Raw genomic sequence first — 1710 nt, 5'->3', positions numbered from 1 at the left:
GCGCCGCGCCGCCACCCGCTGACCCCGCACGGTTCCCCGCCCGGGGCCCCCGCCCGCACTGTCGAACGTGACATCGGGGGAATGGACGCTTTCGGTCGTGAGATAGGCCCTATCTCACGACCGAAAGTCGTCTCTGGGTCAGATGCGCACGTGCAGGCGTCGCGCCGCCTCCGCGATCGAGCCGGACATGGACGGGTACACGGTGAAGGTGTCCGCGAGGTCGTCCACGTGCAGCTTGTGCGTGACCGCGAGCGCGAGCGCGTAGATCAGCTCGGACGCGCGCGGCGAGACCACCACGCCGCCGATCACGGTGCCGGAGCCCTGTCGCGCGAAGATCTTCACGAACCCCTCCTCCGCGCCGGACATCTTGGCGCGGGGGTTGGTGTGGAAGTCCAGGCGCAGCACGTCCGCCTGGTACTGGCCGGAGTCCACCTGCGCCTGCGTGACGCCCACGGTGGCGATCTCCGGCGAGGTGAAGATGTTCGAGGCCAGCAGGTGCGGGCGCAGCGGCTTGAGGGCGTCGCCGAGCAGGTGGGCGACGGCGATGCGCCCCTGCATGGCCGCCACCGACGCGAGGGCGAGCTTGCCCGTGCAGTCGCCCGCCGCGTAGATGCTCGGCACGGACGTGCGGGAGACGCCGTCCACGAGCACGTGGCCGGAGCCGGTCAGCTTCACGCCCACGTCGTCGAGGCCGAGGCCCGCCGTGTTCGGCACGCCGCCGACGGCCACGAGGGCGTGGGAGCCCTCGATCGACGGGGTGTCCTCGGCGCCCTCGCCGGAGAGGTGCACGCGCACGCCGGTCTCGGTCCGCTCGACGGACTCGGCCCGGGAGCGGGAGACCACCCTGAGGCCGTTGCCCTCGAAGACCTTCTCGAGCAGCTCGGCGGCGTCGGCGTCCTCGCCGGGGAGCACGCGGTCGCGCGAGGAGACGAGGGTGACCTTGGCGCCGAGGCGGTTGTAGGCCGAGGCGAACTCGGCGCCGGTGACGCCGGAGCCCACGACGATCAGGTGCTCGGGAAGCTCCTTGAGGTTGTAGACCTGCTTCCAGTTGAAGATCCGCTCGCCGTCCGGGACGGCGGTGGGCAGCTCGCGGGGGCTCGCGCCGACGGCCACGAGGATCGCGTCCGAGGTGATGATCTCGGGCTCGGCGCCGGCGTCGGCGTCGTCGAGGGCGCGGACGGACACCTCGTGGGGGCCGACGACGCGGCCCACGCCGTCGATCACCCGGACGCCGACCCGCTCGAGGCCCGCGCGGATGTCCGAGGACTGCTCGTGGGCCAGGTTCAGGATGCGGTGGCCGACCCGGCCCATGTCCGCGTGGACGTCGCCCCCGCCGAGGTCGACGCCCAGGTCCACGGAGGCGCCCACGCGGCGCATCGAGTCGGCGGCGGCGATCAGCGTCTTGGAGGGGACCACGTCCGTGAGGACGGCCGCGCCGCCCACCCCCTGGCGCTCGACCAGGGTCACGCGGGCGCCCAGCTTCGCGGCCACCATGGCGGCCTCGTAGCCGCCGGGGCCGCCGCCGATGATGGTCAGGGACGGGATGAAGGTGCTGTTTTCCTCGGTCACGGGCTCCATTGTGTCCGCCACGGACGGGAAAGTCCTAGCCAGCGGCCACGGGACACCGCCTAGATGTAGGAGGGCATGACGTTGTTGACTCGGGCCGGGGCCAGTGAGGCCGGAGGAGCGTCTCCGCAGGAGGTATGAGGC

At 72.4% G+C, this 1710-nt stretch carries 1 protein-coding gene; it reads right to left on the bottom strand.

The features are described 5' to 3' along the window. Positions 1-138: 138 nt before the first annotated feature. Positions 139-1578 carry an NAD(P)H-quinone dehydrogenase gene (locus QL983_RS11170; protein ID WP_020623706.1) on the bottom strand — a complete coding sequence of 480 codons (1440 nt, stop codon included), beginning with the start codon at positions 1576-1578 and terminating at the stop codon, positions 139-141. Between the last annotated feature and the right edge of the window lie 132 nt (positions 1579-1710).

This window comes from Micrococcus sp. APC 4021, from assembly GCF_030407635.1.
Classification (GTDB): domain Bacteria; phylum Actinomycetota; class Actinomycetes; order Actinomycetales; family Micrococcaceae; genus Micrococcus; species Micrococcus luteus.
This window is presented reverse-complemented; position numbering and strand designations above follow the sequence as displayed.

What these genes read in the sequence shown, in the direction of transcription:
- QL983_RS11170 (WP_020623706.1), bottom strand. Translation starts at nt 1,578, where the DNA reads ATGGAGCCCGTGACCGAGGAAAACAGCACCTTCATCCCGTCCCTGACC.